The organism is Burkholderia sp. PU8-34, assembly GCF_053427725.1.
In genome coordinates, this window is the sequence record NZ_JBSAXC010000005.1 from 423,120 (window position 1) to 438,288 (window position 15,169).

Below are 15,169 nucleotides of genomic sequence, written 5' to 3' on the forward strand. Positions count from 1 at the left end.
TGGCCATCCGGCCGACTGCCGGCCGCGCGGCCCGCTGGCTACGATCGAAGCGCCTGCCTTTCCGGCAGGCGTTTTTCGTTTCCGGAGCCTGTCATGTTCGAAGCCTTTTCCATATCCCTGTTCCGCCGTTTCGCCGCCGACCTGCAGCGAACGCGCCGCCCGCCGCGCTGGCGCCCGTGCGGATTCACGCTGATCGAGTTGATGATCGTGCTCGCGATCGTCGGCGTCGTCGCCGCGTATGCGATTCCCGCGTACCAGGATTACCTCGCGCGTTCGCGGGTCGGCGAAGGGCTCGCGCTCGCGTCGTCCGCGCGGCTTGCGGTCGCGGACAACGCGGCGAGCGGCGCGGGGCTCGGCGGCGGCTACAGCGCGCCGGCTGCGACCCGCAACGTCGAGTCGGTGCGGATCGACGACGACACGGGCCAGATTTCGGTCGCCTTTAGCGCGCGCGTCGCAGCCGCCGGCACGAACACGCTCGTGCTGGTGCCGTCAGCGCCTGACAAGGCCGACTCGCCGACCGCGCGCGTGGCGCTCAAGAAGGGGGCGACGCAGGCTGGTGCGATCACGTGGGAGTGCTTTGCGGCGGGCAAGTCGGCGTCATCGCTGCCGGCGCCCGGGGCCGGGCCGGTGCCGACCGACGGCGCGACGCTGCCGGCGAAGTACGCACCGGCCGAGTGCCGCGCCTAGCGGGTGAACGCGGATGAACGCGGGCGAATGGCGGGCATAGCGGGTCTAGCGGGTATAGCGCGTATAGCGGGTATAGCGGGCGAAAAGCCGGATGAGCAGGGCCGGGCGGCAGGTGGGCGGCGGGGTGGCCGTTGCGGCTGCCGCCCGGCTTGCCGGGCCGGTCACATCGCGCTGCGGTGGCACGTCCGGCGCGCATGCGCCGCACAGAGCGGGCAAAGTTTTGTATAGTGCGCCGGTTGCTGACATCCGGTTTGCTCATGCCTTCTTCTTTTTCCCGCTCGTTGCCGCTCGTCGCGCTGGCTGTCGCGTTGATCGTGCCCTACGCGATCACGAATCACACGTACCCGATCCCGACCTTCTATTCCGAGTTTTCCGCGCTGGTGCTGTATCTGCTGCTCGGCGCGACGGTGGTCCTGCTCGCGCGGACGGGCCGTCAGGCGGCGCCGTTCGCCGCGCCGGCCGCGTTCGTCGCGCCGCTCGGCTTCGCCGCGGTGCTGTTCGTGCAGATCGCGCTGATGCCGCTGCGGGTGCCGTCGATGAACTGGCTGGCCATCGGCTATCTCGGCGCGGCGCTGGTCGCGATGCAGGCGGGCTACGTGCTCGCGCGCGAGGGGCTCGCGGAATCGGTCGCGCGGATGATGGCGGGCGCGCTGCTGATCGGTGGCGTGTTCGCCGTGTTCTGCCAGATCGTTCAGCTGTTCCGGCTCGAATCGGCGCTGTCGCCGTTCGTCGTGGTGTACAACATCGCGGTGGAGCGCCGGCCGTACGGCAACATGGCGCAGGCGAACCATCTGGCGACCTATATCGCGTTCGCGCTGGCCGGCGCGTTGTATCTCGTGCAGACACGCCGCCTCGCGGTGTGGGCGTGGCTCGCGTTGTCCGTCGTGCTGTCCACGGGGCTCGCGCTGACCGTGTCGCGCGGGCCGTGGCTGCAGGTTGCGGTAATGGTGGTCGCCGGCTTCTGGATGGCACGGGTCGAAGCGCGCCGCGAACCGGGCGTGCCGGGCAATGCGCGTGCGTGGCTGATGCCGGTCTTGCTCGTCGCCGTGTTCGTTGCGGTGAACGGCGGCGTGCGCTGGGCGAACGTGCATTTCCACCTGAATCTCGCGGAGTCGGCGGCCGACCGGATGCGCGACGCCGGACAGATCGCGCCGCGTCTCGCGCTGTGGAAATACGGGCTCGCGATGTTCCGCGAGCATCCGGTGCTCGGCGTCGGCTGGGGCGAATTCCCGTCGCATCAGCTCGCGCTCGCCCGCACGCTCGGCGGCGTCGAGATCGCGAACAATTCGCACGACATCTTCATCGACCTGCTCGCGAAGTCCGGCGCGATCGGCCTCGGCGTGCTGGTCGTCGCGCTCGTGCTCTGGTTCGTGCGCGCGCTGCGCGCGCCGCAGTCGAGCGTGCGCGTGTTCGGCTTCGCGCTGATCGGCATCCTGCTGATGCATGCGCTCGTCGAGTATCCGCAGCAGTACATGTTCTTCCTGCTGCCGGCGATGTTCGTGATCGGCCTGCTCGAAGTGAAGCCGCTGCGCATCGTGCCGGCGGGCGGTGCGGCGTTCGGGCTGTTCGCGCTGCTGTCGTTCGGCGGGCTCGTCGCGATGCTGCCGGTGCTGCGCGATTACCAGCGCGCGGAAGTGCTGTATTACGGCAGCAATCCGGCCGCGCAGTATCGCGACGCGCCGTCGATGCTGTTCGGTGCGTGGGGCGACTATGGCGCGGCGACGCTGCTCACGATCTCGCACGACGGGCTGCCGGCGAAGCTCGCCGCGCACGAGCGCGCGATCGCGCTGTTGCCCGGTGAAACGGTGCTGCGCCGCTATGCGGTGCTGCAGGCGCTGGACGGCCGCGAAGCCGACGCGCTCGATACGGTCGCACGCCTCGCCGTGTTCGCGAAGGAGCTGAAGGACTGGCCGCAGCAGCTCGCAGCGCTGTACAAGCTGTGCGACGAGCAGCCGTCGCTGAAGGCGTTCAAGGCGGCCGTGGTCGCGAAGTACGGAGAAGTGTCGGCAGACGCGCTCGACGAATCGGACGACGACGACGACGCGGAGTGACTCACCCGGGCCATCGCGGTCCGCAATGATCGCCGAGCCGGTTCGCGACGACCGGGAGTGATCCGCGCGGGCCGCCATGGCCTGCGCCGACGCATGCCGCAGACGCCAGACACCGGGCCGGCGGCGGCGATTACGTCGCGTATCGTACGGATTCCGTGCGGCCGGCCGCGCATTCACCGTCAAGCACTGTCAAATCGCCGCCGTCACCGGGGAAGGGCGTGCACAATGCGCGCAAGCGTCCGTATTCCGCGCGCGTCCTTTCGTCGATGCGCGTCCTGACGGAACGCCGAATAACGACCTTCGACCATGGCTATTCGCTCGACCTATCTGATCCTGCCCGCTGTTGCCGCACTGTTCGCCGGTTGCGCAATGTTGTCGTCGTCGCAGGAAAGCAGCCTGACGTGCCGCATTCCGCGCGCCGTCTATCCGAATACCGCGAAGCCGCTCACACGTCCCGCGACGGTGCTCGTGCGGGCATTGATGACGACGTCGGGCGACGCGCAGAACGTCACGGTGACGACAAGCAGCCGCAATGCCGTAGCGGATCGCGCCGCGATCGACGCGATGTCCCGGGCAACCTGCACGCAGACGGGGACCGCCGCGAATCCGTTGCTGCTGACGCAGCCGTTCGTGTTCGAGCCTCGCCGCAGCCAGTGACGCTCAGTGCTTTGCCGTCCGGTTGGCGCCGCGACAGGTCGGCTCCGGCGCGTCGCGCAACGCGAGCAGCGTGAAGCCGTTGGGTTGCTGGCAAATCAAGGCGTAACGTTTCCCGACGTTTCGCCCTGACTTGCCGGTCAACCCGATCTCGATGCGGGTTGAGGCCGTTACTGCGGTTGCGCGTCGGTGTCCTCGGCCTTCCAGTCACCCGACTTCCCGCCGCGTTTTTCCCGGACGCTCACGTCGGTGATCACCATCCCGCGATCCACCGCCTTGCACATGTCGTACACGGTCAGCAGCCCGACCTGCACCGCGGTGAGCGCTTCCATCTCGACGCCCGTGCGCCCGAACGTCTCGACCTGCGCGACGCAGCGCACGCCCGGCAGCGTGTCGTCGAGCTCGAAATCGACGGCGACGCGGGTCAGCGCGAGCGGATGGCACAGCGGGATCAGGTCGGCGGTGCGCTTGGCGCCCTGGATCGCCGCGATCCGCGCGACGCCGAGCACGTCGCCTTTTTTCGCCTTGCCGTCGCGAATCAGTTCGAACGTTGCCGGCAGCATGCGGATCGTGCCGCGCGCGATGGCGATGCGCTGCGTTTCCTGCTTGCCGCCGACGTCGACCATGTGCGCGTGGCCGGCGGCATCGAAGTGGGTCAGTCCTGACATGTCGTGCTCCTGTCGATCGAACCCGGCGCTTCGGCGCTCGGTTCGGTCGCATGCATGGCTTTAACGGGCGCCTATCATAGCAGTGGCGTTCGCGGCGGCGGAGCGCAGATCATGATCGATCCGTGCGGGACAGCCGGAACGTCGCCGGTACAATGGCCACGATATTCATACCAATCGCCGCGATGCGTGCGCTGCGCGCGGGACGGCGTCGCGATCATCCTGCCATGCGTGTCAAACAGTTGCTTGCTGCTGTGCTGTCGGTTGCGCTCGCGCTGCCGTCCGGCGGTTTCGCGCAACGCACGGCTGCTGCGCCGCTCGAGGCGGCGCCTGCCGGCTCCCCGTCGATCTCCACCGTGCCGTCCGGCATTGCACCCGGCGTGTTCGGCACGTATGGCGGCGCCGAGAGCCGGTTCTCCGGCAACGACGGCGCGTCGAGCGCGGCGCCGAGCCTGCGTGCGCCGCTGAGGGCGCTGCAGCTGCCCGATCTCGGCGACGGCTCCGGCGGCGCGCTCACGCCGCAGGCCGAGCGCAAGCTCGGCGAGCGCGTGATGCGCGAGGTTCGGCGCGATCCCGACTATCTCGACGACTGGCTCGTGCGCGACTACCTGAACGCGATGGCCGAGCGGCTTGCGGCCGCGGCGGCCGCGCGCTTCATCGGCGGCTACATGCCGGACTTCGACCTGTTCCCGGTGCGCGACCCGCAGATCAACGCGTTCTCGATGCCGGGCGGTTTCATCGGCATCAACAGCGGGCTCGTCGTCACGACGCAGACGGAATCCGAGCTTGCGTCGGTCGTCGGCCACGAGATGGGCCACGTGCTGCAGCGGCATATCGCGCGGATGATCGGCGCGAGCGAGAAGACCGGCTACACGGCGCTCGCGACGATGCTGCTCGGCGTGCTGGCCGGCGTGCTCGCGCGCAGCGGCGACCTCGGCAGCGCGATCGCGCTGGGCGGGCAGGCGTACGCCGTCGACAACCAGCTGCGCTTCTCGCGCACGGCGGAGCGCGAGGCCGATCGCGTCGGCTTCCAGCTGCTCGCGGGCGCGGGCTACGACCCGTACGGGATGCCGGGCTTCTTCGAGCGGCTCGAGCGGGCGTCGATGGGCGACGCGGGCGTGCCGGCCTATGCGCGCACCCACCCGCTGACAGGCGAGCGGATCGCCGACATGGAGGACCGCGCGCGGCGCGCGCCGTACCGCCAGCCGCGCCAGTCGCCGGAATACGGCTTCGTGCGCGCACGGCTGAGGATCCTGCAGAATCGCGCGCCGACCGACATCGCGGCCGAGGCGCGCCGGATGCAGCTCGAGATCGACGACCGCACCGCGCCGAACGTCGCGGCGAACTGGTATGGGATCGCGCTCGCGGATACGCTGGTCGGCCTGTACGACGCGGCGGGCCAGGCGCTCGCGGCGGCGCGCGCCGCGTTCGACGCGCGGGCGCGTCGTGACGAAGACTCCGCGACGAGCTCGCCGAGCCTCGACGTGCTGGCCGTGGACCTCGCGCGCCGCGCAGGCCGGACCGACGACGCGGTGCGGCTCGCGGCGCTCGCGCAGCGGCGCTGGCCCGCGTCGCACGCGGCGATCGTCGCGCACCTTCAGGCGCTGCTGGCCGCGCGCCGCTTCGCGGACGCGCAGACGCTGGCCCGCACGCAGACGAAGGCCGATCCGGAGCAACCGGACTGGTGGGATTACCTCGCGAAGGCGAGCGACGGGATGGGCGACGTGCCCGCGCGGCGCCGCGCGCTGGCGGAGAAGTTCGCGCTCGACGGCGCGTGGCCGTCGGCCATCCGCCAGCTGAAGGAAGCGCGCGACGCGAAGGACGTGTCGTTCTACGACCAGTCGATGATCAACGCGCGCCTGCTCGAATTCGAGGCGCGCTACAAGGAAGAGCGCGAGGACGACAAGAACGGCCGGAGCTGACGGCCGCTCGCGCGCGGGCACGGCTTGCACCTGCCGCACGACGGTCGGGCCAGCCGCCGCACGTCGCGGATACCGGACGCCGGCGCGGCCGGCGGCCGAGTCAGTGCGCGTCGCGCGTGGCCGCGAGGGTGTGCGCGGCCGGGCTCGCGACGAAGCCGAAGCGTGCGGGCACGTCGGCATGCGCGATGTCGAGCAGCGGCAGCACCCGTCCGTCGCGCCACTGCAGCACGGGCGGCGACGCGTCGAGATCCGCGTGGTCGGCGAACAGCCCGAGGTCGTGGTCGTGCAGCACGGCCACGCGCGGTGTCGTGCCGGTGTCGCGAAACAGCACGCCGCCCGCATCGTCGAGCCACGCTTCGTGCGGCTCGAACGGCTGGCCGGCGTGGTCGGCGAGCGTGAGGCGCCCGTCGCGTTCGGCGAGCCGCACGACCCACGGCGTATACGCGAGTTCGACGTATACGCGCTGCGGCCCGTTTTGGAAGAACCACTGGCCGTGCTCGTCGGCTTCGTAATTGCGGTTGATGAACGCGATCAGCGCGGTGTGGCGGATCGGCGAGCCGAGCTCGCCGGCGGCCTGCGCGGCGTCGTCGCGCAGGCGCCAGTCGCCGCGCCGGTCGAGCAGCAGCCAGCCGGTGCAGTGCGGCACGTTCGGCCACTTGGCGAGCGCCTGTTTGACGATGTCATCCATGGTCGACGAATTTGGAGCAGTAACCGAACACGCGCACCGACAGCCAGTCGAGCCGGCCGGGGAACGGCCCGGTCATGAATCCCGCATGGCCGCCGTCCGCGGGCTGGTCGAGCTCGACGGCGGGCGACACGTCCGCCGGGCCGGGCAGCGCCGACGCGGGCAGGAACGGGTCGTTGCGGGCGTTGAGGATCAGCGTGGGCACATCGATCGCGGGCAGCAGCGGGCGGGTCGTCGCCTTCGTCCAGTAGTCGTTCGCGTCGGCGAAGCCGTGCAGCGGCGCGGTGACGATGTCGTCGAAGTCGTGCATCGTCACGGCCTTCAGCATCGCTTCGCGATCGAACAGGCCCGGAAACTGCTCGAGTTTCACGAGCGCCTTGCGCTTGAGCGTCTTCAGGAAGCTGCGCGTGTAGATCATCGCGAAGCCCTGCGACAGCGCGCGGCCGCCCGCGTGCACGTCGAGCGGCGTCGAGATCGCGGCGGCGGCGCGCACGATCGACGTGTCGCTGCGGTGCTCGCCGAGCCAGCGCAACAGCACGTTGCCGCCGAGCGACACGCCGGCCACGACGAGCGGCCCGCGATGCTGCGCGGCAAGGCGCCTGAGGATCCAGTCGACCTCGGCGCTATCGGCGAGGTGATAGAAGCGCGGCTTGCGATTCATCTCGCCGCTGCAGCTGCGGAAGTGCGGGACGACGCCGTGCCAGCCCTTCGCGCGCGCGGCGGCCATCAGCGCGAGCGCGTAGTGCGAGCCGGAACTGCCTTCGAGGCCGTGGAACAGCACGAACAGCGGCGCGTCGGGCGGCGGTGCCGCGCTGTCGAGATGCGCGATCCAGTCGAGATCGATGAAGTCGTGGTCGGGCGTTTCCCATCGCTCCCGCCGGTAGGCGACGACCGGTCGTCGCGCGAACAGCGCCGGCACGATGGTTTGCACATGGCTGTTCGGCAGCCAGTAGGGTGCGCGATAGCGCAGTGTGTCGTCGTCAGGGGCGTGAGCCCCGGCAAGCGATGTGGGCGGAGAAGCCGTACTCATGATCGCCCCGCGTCTTCGTCAAATCATTCAATGCAGCGGGCCTTGCCCGTGGCGGATCTTGGCGGCGAACTGCCCGGCCGCCTGTTCGGGAATCGGGCTCGCATGGATGTGCGCGATGCGCCATTCGCCGCGTTCGTGAATCATCACGTACGTCGCGAACACCATGTCGGGCTCGGCAGTGAGATCGGCCTGCTGATGCGCTTCGGCAATCGTGTAGACGACGGTGCCGAGACTGTCGTAAACACGGATGTCGAGCGGCTCGATCGTCACGGGCTGCGTGGACAGCCGTGCGCCGAGCCCGCTGCGGATCTGGTCGAGGCCATGCAGATGCGCGCCGTCCGCCCAGATGCAGCTGGCGAAATCCTCGTCGATCCACAGCGCCATCAGCGCGTCGAGATTGGCATCCGCGACGGCCTGGTAGTAGGCGTTGAGCGTATCGGCAGCGGCTTCGAAGAGGCGGGCAAAACGTGGCATCGGGTTTGTCTCTCGCGCGCGTCGCGCGCCGTATTCAGCACGGCGGCCAACAGGCCGCCGCACACCGGTGAATCGGATTGCCCGGCGCGCGTCGTGCGACGCTGCCGGAAAGGGTCAGCGCTGCCCGACGAGCATGCCGCGCAAATCGCCGAATACCTGCTCCGGGCCGAGTTCGCGCAGGCACTTCAGGTGGCCGAGCGGGCACTCGCGCTCGAAGCAGGGACTGCATTCGAGATGCAACCATTGTACCTTCGCCAGCTCCGACAGCGGAGGGGTGTGACGCGGATCCGTCGATCCGTACAGCGCGACGAGCGGCCGGCGCAGCGCGGCGGCGACGTGCATCAGCCCCGAATCGTTGGTGACGACCGCGTTCGCGCGCGCGATCAGCGCGCACGCTTCGGACAGCGATGTCTGCCCGCACAGGTTGCGCACGTGCGGCGCGTGCTCGGCGATCGCCTGCGCGGCAGCGGCGTCCTTCTGCGAGCCGAGCGCGACGATCTGCGTATACGGGAAAGACTGATGGACGATCTTCGCGAGCGACGCGAAATGCTCGGGCGGCCAGCGCTTCGCCGGGCCGTATTCGGCGCCCGGGCAGAACACGACGAGCGGCATTCGTGTATCGAGATTGAAACGTGCGGACACGCGCGCCGTTTCATTCAGGTCGGCGTCGAGGCGCGGCGGGGGCAGGGTTTTCATCGACTCGGGCAGCTTCGCGCCCGGCGCGTACGCCAGTGCCGCGTAGTGGCCCGTCATCGGCGGACGTTCGCCGTGCGCCTTGTCCGGATTCGCATGCCGCACGTTCAACAGCCCATAGCGGTGCTCGCCCGTGTAGCCGATTCGCAGCGGGATGTTCGCGAGCCACGGGATCACCGCGGACTTCAGCGAATTCGGCAGCACGTAGGCCGCGTCGTAGCCGTTGTCGCGCAGGTCGCTCGCGAGCTGCCAGCGGCGCAGCAACTGCAGCTTGCCGTGTGCGAGGTCGGTCGCGTAGACATCGTGGATCTCCGGCATGCGCTCGAGCACCGGCGCGACCCATGAGGGCGCGACGGCATCGATCGCGATGCGGGGATGGAGTTTCTTCAGCAGCGCAAAGAGCGGCTGCGCCATCAATGCGTCACCGATCCAGTTCGGTGCGATAACCAGCGCTCGACGCATCAGGTCGATTTCCGATGTCGTAATGAAACACGGCGCACAGGCGCCGCGTTCGGGTTGCCAGAATGGGAAACGGCAGCGCGCCGGTCAGCCGGCCGCGCCGCCATGCAGGACGATGGTCCGGTCAGCCGGGCCGCGCGGGTCGATCCGCGCGAGGCCAGGCCACCCGGGCTCAGTGGCCCTTGACGACTTCGCCGTCGCGCAGCTTGTAGCGCGTGCCGCAGTACGGGCAGCGCGCCTCGCCGTGCGACACGTCGATGAAGACGCGCGGGTGCGCGCTCCAGCGGGCCATCGCCGGGTTCGGGCAGTAGGCGGGAAGATCCTTGGCCGTCAGCTCGACCAGCGGCATTTCCTTGATTTCACTCATGAGTCTTTCTCTTGTTCACTCTTTTGTGGGGCATTCGCGTGTGGCGCGCGCTCAGATCTTCGTCAGCCAGTGCGCGTACTTCGGGTTCTTGCCCGACACGATATCGAAAAACGCCGATTGCAGCTTTTCCGTGACCGGGCCGCGCACGCCGCTGCCGATCGTCCGGTTGTCGAGCTCGCGGATCGGCGTGACTTCAGCGGCGGTGCCGGTGAAGAACGCCTCGTCGGCCGTGTAGACCTCGTCGCGCGTGATGCGCTTCTCGATCACCTCGATGCCGGCATCCTTCGCGAGCGTGATGATCGTGTCGCGCGTGATGCCGTCGAGGCACGACGACAGGTCCGGCGTGAACAGCTTGCCGCGGTTCACGAGGAAGAAGTTCTCGCCCGAGCCTTCCGACACGTAGCCGTCGACGTCGAGCAGCAGTGCCTCGTCGTAGCCGTCGGCCGTCGCTTCCTGGTTCGCGAGGATCGAGTTCACGTACCAGCCCGACGCCTTCGCGCGCACCATCGACACGTTCACGTGGTGACGCGTGAACGACGACGTCTTCACGCGGATGCCCTTCGCGAGGCCTTCCTCGCCGAGGTACGCGCCCCACGGCCACGCGGCGATCGCGACGTGGATCGTGTTGCCCTTCGCGGACACGCCGAGCTTTTCCGAACCGACCCAGATGATCGGGCGCAGGTAGCACGACTCGAGCTTGTTCTCGCGCACGACGTCGCGCTGCGCGCCTTCGAGCGTTTCCTGGTCGAACGGCACGTCCATCTGGAAGATCTTCGCGGAGTTCAGCAGGCGCTTCGTGTGTTCGTGCAGGCGGAAGATCGCGGTGCTGCCGTCGGCCGTCTTGTATGCGCGCACGCCTTCGAAGACGCCCATGCCGTAGTGCAGCGTATGGGTCAGCACGTGGATCTTGGCATCGCGCCAGTCGATCAGCTTGCCGTCCATCCAGATCTTGCCGTCGCGGTCGGCCATTGACATAGGATTCTCCTGTCGGTGCGGTTGTGTGCAGCGTTGAGCCGGAAAGACGCATATTTTAGCGTCTTTTGGCGACATCCCGGTCGGTCGGCGAGGGGGCAGGGCTATAATCGTCCGGCACCGATTCCAATGACGACGGGGCAGGCCGGCAGGAGGCGCCGGCGCCCCGGCAATCCGCCCGCCGCGGCGCTTTCCCATGCTCGCTCGATTGTCCGCCACCGACCGCTTCGCGCTGATCCAGGGCGCCCGCGATTATTCACCCACGCTGATGGCCATCCTGTCCTGGGGGCTCGTCACCGGCATCGCGATGAGCAAGTCGGTGATGACGATCGGGCAGGCGAGCGCGATGTCGCTCCTCGTCTACGCGGGCTCGTCGCAGCTCGCGGTGCTGCCGCTCCTTGCGGCGAAGCTGCCGATCTGGACCGTGCTGCTCACGGCCGCGATGGTCAACACGCGCTTCGTGATCTTCAGCGCCGGGCTCGCGCCCCATTTCTCCTACCTGCCGCTGTGGCGGCGCCTCGCGATCGGCTACTTCAACGGCGACGTGATCTACCTGCTGTTCCAGAAACAGGGCTTCGCGAACGGCCACGTGCCCGGCAAGGAGGCGTATTTCTGGGGGATGGCGCTGTCGAGCTGGCTGTCGTGGCAGGTGTCGTCGCTCGCCGGAATCCTGCTCGCGAGCTTCTTTCCCGTGAGCTGGGGGCTCGAACTCGCCGGCACGCTCGCGCTGATCCCGATCATGGTATCGGCGGTCGCGAACCGCTCGACGCTCGCCGCCGTCGCGGTGGCCGGCGTCGTATCGCTGGTCGCGTTCGACCTGCCGTACCGGCTCGCGCTGCCGCTTGCCGTGCTGGCCGCGCTCGCGGCCGGCTGCACCGCCGACTTCTTCGTCGAGCGGGCCGACTGGCGGCGCATCCGCACCGAGACCGTGCAGCAGAAGGAGGTCGAATGAGCGCCGCAGCCATCTGGATCGTCATCGTCGGGATGACGGTCGTCACGGCCGTCACGCGCGCGCTGTTCCTGATCGGCGGCGAGCGCACCGTGCTGCCCGAGCGCGTGCAACGCGCGCTGCGCTACGCGCCCGCGGCGGCACTCGCCGCCGTCGTGCTGCCCGACGTGCTCGAAACCCCGGCCGGGCTGTCGTTCTCGCTCGCCAATCATCAGTTCTATGCGGCGCTCGCCGGCTTCGGCTGGTTCATGTGGCGGCGCAGCATGCTCGGCACGATCGTCGTCGGAATGGTCGTATTTACCGTGCTGCGGCTGATCGCCTGACATGAAAACAGGCCATTGTTGCATCGCGGTAATCCACGCCATCCCAAATAGGCGGAATTCGCCGCCGCGCGGGCAGTCGGCCGGACGGATCGGCTAGAATGCCCGTTCCAGATTTTTTACCCGTGCGCGTCATGCGGAACCGCCAGCCACGGCCCGCACCCGGCGCCCCCGCGGCAGCCCGCGCACGTGTTGCGTCATCCCCCTTTCCCCATCCACTACTTCAATCTGTCCAACATGAGCCAAGTCAAGCGTCTTACCGACCTGATCGCCGCGGGCCAGCTCGCCGGCAAACGCGTTTTCATCCGCGCTGACCTGAACGTCCCGCAGGATGACCACGGCAACATCACCGAAGACACCCGCGTGCGCGCGTCGGTGCCGGCCATCCAGGCCGCGCTCGACGCCGGCGCGGCGGTGATGGTCACGTCGCACCTCGGCCGCCCGACCGAAGGCGAGTTCAAGCCGGAAGATTCGCTCGCGCCGGTCGCGAAGCGCCTCGCCGAGCTGCTCGGCCGCGACGTGCCGCTCGTCGCGAACTGGGTCGAGAACGGCGTGAGCGTCGCGCCGGGCCAGGTCGTGCTGCTCGAGAACTGCCGCGTGAACAAGGGCGAGAAGAAGAACTCGGACGAGCTCGCGCAGAAGATGGCGAAGCTCTGCGACGTGTACGTGAACGACGCGTTCGGCACCGCGCACCGCGCGGAAGCGACGACCCACGGCATCGCGAAGTACGCGCCGGTCGCGTGCGCGGGCCCGCTGCTCGCCGCTGAACTCGACGCGCTCGGCAAGGCGCTCGGCAACCCGGCGCGCCCGCTGGTGGCGATCGTCGCCGGCTCGAAGGTGTCGACCAAGCTGACGATCCTCAAGTCGCTCGCGGAGAAGGTCGACCAGCTGATCGTCGGCGGCGGCATCGCGAACACGTTCATGCTCGCGGCGGGCCTGCCGATCGGCAAGTCGCTCGCGGAAGCCGACCTCGTCGGCGAGGCGAAGGCGATCATCGACGAAGCGCGCAAGCGCGGCGCGTCGGTGCCGATCCCGACCGACGTCGTCACCGCGAAGGAATTCTCGCCGACGGCCGCCGCGACCGTGAAGAAGGTCGCCGACATCGAAGCCGATGACATGATCCTCGACATCGGGCCCGAGACGGCCAAGGCGCTCGCGAGCCAGCTCGAGAAGGCCGGCACGGTCGTGTGGAACGGCCCGGTCGGCGTGTTCGAGTTCGACCAGTTCGGCAACGGCACCAAGACGCTCGCGGACGCGATCGCCAAATCGTCCGCGTTCTCGATCGCGGGCGGCGGCGACACGCTCGCGGCCATCGCGAAGTACGGCATCCACGACCAGGTCAGCTACATCTCGACGGGCGGCGGCGCCTTCCTCGAGTTCCTCGAAGGGAAGAAGCTGCCGGCGGTGGAAGTGCTGGAAACGCGGGCGGCCTGAGCGTGGCGGCGCGCGCAGGGGTGACGAAGGCCGCGCGCTCCGCGAAAGCGGAGCCGACGGCCGGCGCGGGCAAGCGCAAACGCGCGCCCGCGCGGGCGAACACAGCCCCGCGCGCACCGGCGGCTGCTGGCGACGCAGCCGTGCTGCAACACGAGATTCAGAACAAAGCGACGCCGGGCGCAAGCACCGGCGCGCCCCCCGGAGCGGCCGCCGCTGGGCCTGCCGCATCCGGCTCTCGCAGCGTTTCACCCAGCGCATCCACCTTGATCCAGATGAGGAGTTTCATGCAGCGCGCCACCAAGATAGTCGCCACGATCGGCCCGGCTTCCAGTTCGCCGGAGATTCTGCTGCAGATGATGCAGGCGGGCCTCGACGTCGTGCGGCTCAATTTTTCGCACGGCACCGCCGATGATCACCGCCAGCGCGCCGAGATGGTACGCGAGGCCGCCCGCAAGATCGGGCGCGAGATCGCGATCATGGCCGACCTCCAGGGCCCGAAGATTCGCGTCGGCAAGTTCGAGAACGGCAAGACGACGCTCGTGCCGGGCCAGCCGTTCATCCTCGATGCGGGCTGCGAGCTCGGCAACGACGATCGCGTCGGCCTCGACTACAAGGAGCTGCCGCGCGACCTGAAGCCGGGCGACGTGCTGCTGCTGAACGACGGCCTGATCGTGCTGACTGTCGAGCGCGTGCTCGGCGAGGAGATCCACACGACCGTCAAGGTGGGTGGCGAGCTGTCGAACAACAAGGGGATCAACCGGCAGGGCGGCGGGCTGTCGGCGCCCGCGCTGACCGCGAAGGACATGGAGGACATCCGCACCGCGATGTCGCTCGGCGCGGACCTGGTCGCGGTGTCGTTCCCGAAGAACGCAACCGACATGGAAATGGCGCGCCAGCTCGCGAACATCGCGGGCGCGCCGTACGGCATCAAGCCGAAGATGATCGCGAAGATCGAGCGCGCGGAGGCGATCCCGGCGCTGCAGAGCATCCTCGACGCGTCCGACGGTATCATGGTCGCGCGCGGCGACCTCGCGGTGGAGGTCGGCAACGCGGCCGTGCCGGCGCTGCAGAAGCGCATGATCCGGATGGCGCGCGAGTCGAACAAGCTCGTGATCACCGCGACGCAGATGATGGAATCGATGATCCACGCGCCGGTGCCGACCCGCGCGGAAGTGTCGGACGTCGCGAACGCGGTGCTCGATGGCACCGACGCGGTGATGCTGTCGGCCGAGACGGCTGCCGGCAAGTTCCCGGTGGTGACGATCGAGGCGATGGCGGCCGTCTGCGTCGAGGCCGAGAAGTCCGAGCACGTCGAGCTCGACAAGGATTTCCTCGACCGCACGTTCACGCGGATCGACCAGTCGATCGCGATGGGCGCGCTGTTCACCGCGTACCACCTCGGTGCGAAGGCGATCGTCGCGCTGACCGAATCGGGCGCGACCGCGCTGTGGATGTCGCGCCACTACACGCACGTGCCGATCTTCGCGCTGACGCCGCGGGTCGGCAGCGAGCGCGCGATGTCGCTGTTCCGCAACGTCACGCCGCTGCACGTCGACTTCAACAGCGACCGCGACGCGGCGCTGCAGCAGGCAATCGAGCTGATCGTCCAGCGCGGGCTCGTCGCGCGCGGCGACATGGTCGTGCTGACCGTCGGCGAGCCGATGGGGCAGGCGGGCGGCACCAACACGCTGAAGATCGTCCGGGTCGGCGAGCATTACTGAGTCGGCTGGCGGCCCGATCCGATCGGGTACTGTTTTTTGCTGAAAACCGCACGGGGTCGATTCCCCGCGCGGTTTTTTTCTTTATT

Annotated in this window: 16 protein-coding genes; 8 read left to right on the top strand and 8 right to left on the bottom strand. The window is 68.8% G+C overall.

The window, feature by feature from the left end:
- Window positions 1-93 precede the first annotated feature (93 nt).
- From ACV22Z_RS15935 to ACV22Z_RS15945, 3 genes are all read left to right on the top strand, one after another.
- Window positions 94-687 (top strand): pilin, encoded by a 594-nt coding sequence (locus ACV22Z_RS15935; RefSeq protein ID WP_448077252.1) that lies wholly within the window; start codon window positions 94-96, stop codon window positions 685-687.
- Window positions 688-944: 257 nt separating this feature from the next.
- A complete protein-coding gene (locus ACV22Z_RS15940; RefSeq protein WP_448077253.1) occupies window positions 945-2,738 on the top strand; it encodes a PglL family O-oligosaccharyltransferase in 1,794 nt (597 codons plus the stop codon).
- 306 nt (window positions 2,739-3,044) lie between these two features.
- Window positions 3,045-3,395: a TonB family protein gene (locus ACV22Z_RS15945; RefSeq protein ID WP_448077254.1), complete on the top strand. Its 351-nt coding sequence runs from the start codon at window positions 3,045-3,047 to the stop codon at window positions 3,393-3,395.
- Window positions 3,396-3,562: 167 nt separating this feature from the next.
- Here the strand turns inward: ACV22Z_RS15945 and moaC are convergent, their stop codons facing one another.
- Window positions 3,563-4,060 carry a cyclic pyranopterin monophosphate synthase MoaC gene (gene moaC / locus ACV22Z_RS15950; RefSeq protein WP_448077255.1) on the bottom strand — a complete coding sequence of 166 codons (498 nt, stop codon included), beginning with the start codon at window positions 4,058-4,060 and terminating at the stop codon, window positions 3,563-3,565.
- Between the two features lie 224 nt (window positions 4,061-4,284).
- On the opposite strand from moaC, the gene ACV22Z_RS15955 reads away from it, so the two are divergent.
- The gene (locus ACV22Z_RS15955) at window positions 4,285-5,979 is read left to right on the top strand and encodes a M48 family metalloprotease (protein ID WP_448077256.1); all 1,695 of its coding nucleotides are present in this window, start codon (window positions 4,285-4,287) and stop codon (window positions 5,977-5,979) included.
- Window positions 5,980-6,079: 100 nt separating this feature from the next.
- Here the strand turns inward: ACV22Z_RS15955 and ACV22Z_RS15960 are convergent, their stop codons facing one another.
- The 6 genes from ACV22Z_RS15960 to ACV22Z_RS15985 form a co-directional block, all read right to left on the bottom strand.
- Window positions 6,080-6,667 carry a DUF2946 family protein gene (locus ACV22Z_RS15960; RefSeq protein ID WP_448077257.1) on the bottom strand — a complete coding sequence of 196 codons (588 nt, stop codon included), beginning with the start codon at window positions 6,665-6,667 and terminating at the stop codon, window positions 6,080-6,082.
- Window positions 6,660-7,694 carry a YheT family hydrolase gene (locus ACV22Z_RS15965; protein WP_448077258.1) on the bottom strand — a complete coding sequence of 345 codons (1,035 nt, stop codon included), beginning with the start codon at window positions 7,692-7,694 and terminating at the stop codon, window positions 6,660-6,662. The genes ACV22Z_RS15960 and ACV22Z_RS15965 overlap by 8 nt, the downstream gene beginning before the upstream one ends.
- A 27-nt stretch (window positions 7,695-7,721) precedes the next feature.
- Window positions 7,722-8,168 carry a nuclear transport factor 2 family protein gene (locus ACV22Z_RS15970; protein WP_448077259.1) on the bottom strand — a complete coding sequence of 149 codons (447 nt, stop codon included), beginning with the start codon at window positions 8,166-8,168 and terminating at the stop codon, window positions 7,722-7,724.
- 114 nt (window positions 8,169-8,282) lie between these two features.
- Entirely contained in the window at window positions 8,283-9,323 is a 1,041-nt protein-coding gene (waaF, locus tag ACV22Z_RS15975; protein ID WP_124598202.1) for a lipopolysaccharide heptosyltransferase II, read from the bottom strand.
- Window positions 9,324-9,492: 169 nt separating this feature from the next.
- Window positions 9,493-9,687, bottom strand: coding sequence for a zinc-finger domain-containing protein (locus ACV22Z_RS15980; protein ID WP_006749970.1), 195 nt, complete (start codon window positions 9,685-9,687; stop codon window positions 9,493-9,495).
- 51 nt (window positions 9,688-9,738) lie between these two features.
- Window positions 9,739-10,662, bottom strand: a complete 924-nt coding sequence (locus ACV22Z_RS15985; protein ID WP_448077260.1) for a branched-chain amino acid transaminase — start codon at window positions 10,660-10,662, stop codon at window positions 9,739-9,741.
- Window positions 10,663-10,855: 193 nt separating this feature from the next.
- Here ACV22Z_RS15985 and ACV22Z_RS15990 point away from each other — a divergent pair, with 193 nt between their 5' ends.
- The 3 genes from ACV22Z_RS15990 (at window position 10,856) to ACV22Z_RS16000 (ending at window position 13,362) form a co-directional block, all read left to right on the top strand.
- Complete coding sequence (locus ACV22Z_RS15990) at window positions 10,856-11,611, top strand: AzlC family ABC transporter permease (RefSeq protein ID WP_448077261.1); 756 nt, start codon at window positions 10,856-10,858, stop codon at window positions 11,609-11,611.
- The gene (locus ACV22Z_RS15995; RefSeq protein ID WP_448077262.1) at window positions 11,608-11,931 is read left to right on the top strand and encodes an AzlD domain-containing protein; all 324 of its coding nucleotides are present in this window, start codon (window positions 11,608-11,610) and stop codon (window positions 11,929-11,931) included. Before ACV22Z_RS15990 ends, ACV22Z_RS15995 begins: the two co-directional genes overlap by 4 nt.
- Before the next feature lie 234 nt (window positions 11,932-12,165).
- Window positions 12,166-13,362, top strand: coding sequence for a phosphoglycerate kinase (locus tag ACV22Z_RS16000; protein WP_448077263.1), 1,197 nt, complete (start codon window positions 12,166-12,168; stop codon window positions 13,360-13,362).
- Between the two features lie 157 nt (window positions 13,363-13,519).
- On the opposite strand, the gene ACV22Z_RS16005 is transcribed toward ACV22Z_RS16000, so the two are convergent.
- Complete coding sequence (locus tag ACV22Z_RS16005) at window positions 13,520-13,648, bottom strand: hypothetical protein (RefSeq protein WP_256250499.1); 129 nt, start codon at window positions 13,646-13,648, stop codon at window positions 13,520-13,522.
- Here ACV22Z_RS16005 and pyk point away from each other — a divergent pair.
- Window positions 13,647-15,083 (top strand): pyruvate kinase, encoded by a 1,437-nt coding sequence (pyk, locus tag ACV22Z_RS16010; RefSeq protein ID WP_448077264.1) that lies wholly within the window; start codon window positions 13,647-13,649, stop codon window positions 15,081-15,083. The two genes, ACV22Z_RS16005 and pyk, sit on opposite strands and share 2 nt — an antisense overlap.
- The last annotated feature ends 86 nt before the right edge of the window (window positions 15,084-15,169 follow it).

What these genes read in the sequence shown, in the direction of transcription:
- ACV22Z_RS15935 (WP_448077252.1), top strand. Translation starts at nt 94, where the DNA reads ATGTTCGAAGCCTTTTCCATATCCCTGTTCCGCCGTTTCGCCGCCGAC.
- ACV22Z_RS16000 (WP_448077263.1), top strand. Translation starts at nt 12,166, where the DNA reads ATGAGCCAAGTCAAGCGTCTTACCGACCTGATCGCCGCGGGCCAGCTC.
- ACV22Z_RS15960 (WP_448077257.1), bottom strand. Translation starts at nt 6,667, where the DNA reads ATGGATGACATCGTCAAACAGGCGCTCGCCAAGTGGCCGAACGTGCCG.
- ACV22Z_RS15985 (WP_448077260.1), bottom strand. Translation starts at nt 10,662, where the DNA reads ATGTCAATGGCCGACCGCGACGGCAAGATCTGGATGGACGGCAAGCTG.
- ACV22Z_RS16005 (WP_256250499.1), bottom strand. Translation starts at nt 13,648, where the DNA reads ATGAAACTCCTCATCTGGATCAAGGTGGATGCGCTGGGTGAAACGCTG.
- ACV22Z_RS15995 (WP_448077262.1), top strand. Translation starts at nt 11,608, where the DNA reads ATGAGCGCCGCAGCCATCTGGATCGTCATCGTCGGGATGACGGTCGTC.
- ACV22Z_RS15965 (WP_448077258.1), bottom strand. Translation starts at nt 7,694, where the DNA reads ATGAGTACGGCTTCTCCGCCCACATCGCTTGCCGGGGCTCACGCCCCT.
- ACV22Z_RS15945 (WP_448077254.1), top strand. Translation starts at nt 3,045, where the DNA reads ATGGCTATTCGCTCGACCTATCTGATCCTGCCCGCTGTTGCCGCACTG.
- ACV22Z_RS15955 (WP_448077256.1), top strand. Translation starts at nt 4,285, where the DNA reads ATGCGTGTCAAACAGTTGCTTGCTGCTGTGCTGTCGGTTGCGCTCGCG.
- ACV22Z_RS15970 (WP_448077259.1), bottom strand. Translation starts at nt 8,168, where the DNA reads ATGCCACGTTTTGCCCGCCTCTTCGAAGCCGCTGCCGATACGCTCAAC.
- ACV22Z_RS15980 (WP_006749970.1), bottom strand. Translation starts at nt 9,687, where the DNA reads ATGAGTGAAATCAAGGAAATGCCGCTGGTCGAGCTGACGGCCAAGGAT.
- moaC (WP_448077255.1), bottom strand. Translation starts at nt 4,060, where the DNA reads ATGTCAGGACTGACCCACTTCGATGCCGCCGGCCACGCGCACATGGTC.
- pyk (WP_448077264.1), top strand. Translation starts at nt 13,647, where the DNA reads ATGCAGCGCGCCACCAAGATAGTCGCCACGATCGGCCCGGCTTCCAGT.
- ACV22Z_RS15990 (WP_448077261.1), top strand. Translation starts at nt 10,856, where the DNA reads ATGCTCGCTCGATTGTCCGCCACCGACCGCTTCGCGCTGATCCAGGGC.
- waaF (WP_124598202.1), bottom strand. Translation starts at nt 9,323, where the DNA reads ATGCGTCGAGCGCTGGTTATCGCACCGAACTGGATCGGTGACGCATTG.
- ACV22Z_RS15940 (WP_448077253.1), top strand. Translation starts at nt 945, where the DNA reads ATGCCTTCTTCTTTTTCCCGCTCGTTGCCGCTCGTCGCGCTGGCTGTC.